General features: G+C 42.6%; 1 protein-coding gene. It reads left to right on the forward strand.

Annotated elements, in window-relative coordinates; all coding sequences use genetic code 11:
* A partial coding sequence (gene tnpC, locus JQC92_RS22420; protein ID WP_239480695.1) for an IS66 family transposase occupies positions 1-1,125 on the forward strand: 1,125 nt, incomplete at both ends.

Consider the following 1,125-nt stretch of genomic DNA (forward strand, 5'->3'; position numbering starts at 1 on the left):
ACTGCGAAAAACAAGGCACGCAAAGCAACATAAAACAAGCGCCAGTACCAAGCTGCCCAATCCCTAAAGGGTATGCGACACCAAGCTTGCTTAGTCAAATCATCACCAGTAAATATCAATATGGACTGCCACTGTATCGACAAGAAACCATGTTCAAGCAACATGGTATCGAAATCAGTCGTCGAACCATGTCGGACTGGATGATGAAATGCGAAGCCTTATTCAAACCACTGTATATACGCCTGCACGAAATATTATTATCACAACCCATGTTGCAAGCCGATGAAACCACATTAAAAGTCATCAATGATGAGCGTTATAAATCGTATATTTGGGTGTATTGCTCAGGTATAGATGCGCCTGTTGAGCCTAAAAGTGATGGCGACACATTATTAAGAAACATCGTGCTGTTTGATTATCAAAATGGTAGTCGCTCAGGCCGTTGTGCCAGTCGCTTTTTGCAAGGATTTAACGGTTATCTACAAACCGATGGTTACTCAGCTTACCAACAAGTTAATGCTAAGCACGTTGGCTGTTGGGCGCACGCGAGAAGAAAATTTGTCGATGCGCAGACAGCACAAGGCAAAGCTAAGTCTGGAAAAGTGAACGTTGCTTTGAGCTACATCCAAAAACTGTATGGAATAGAAAAATCGATAGCTGCGTTGCCAGTGAATGAAAAGCAGCAACTAAGGCAGCTGAAAGCTAAGCCAATACTGGCAGAGTTTAAAGCCTGGCTAGATAAGTCAGCACTGCAAGTATCAAAAAAAGGCAAGCTTGGTGTAGCCACCACTTACAACTCTAACCAATGGGATAAATTGCTTGGATACCTTGATGACGGTTTACTGAATATCGATAACAATCGTGCTGAGCGAGCAGTAAAACCCTTCGTCATTGGCCGCAAAAACTGGCTGTTTAATGTTAATCATAATGGTGCTGAAACCAGCGCCATGCTTTACAGCATAATAGAAACGGCAAAAGCTAATGGACTTGTACCATTTGATTACATCAACCACTGCTTAGAGCAGTTAGCAAAATCACCACAAGACCTCGACTCACTGTTGCCTTGGAATGTAGACCTTAAAAAAAAGCTAGATGTACTTCGGTACACGCTTACCTTACATCAGA

The organism is Parashewanella hymeniacidonis (assembly GCF_016900895.1).
In the GTDB taxonomy this organism is placed as follows: Bacteria; Pseudomonadota; Gammaproteobacteria; order Enterobacterales; family Shewanellaceae; genus Parashewanella; species Parashewanella hymeniacidonis.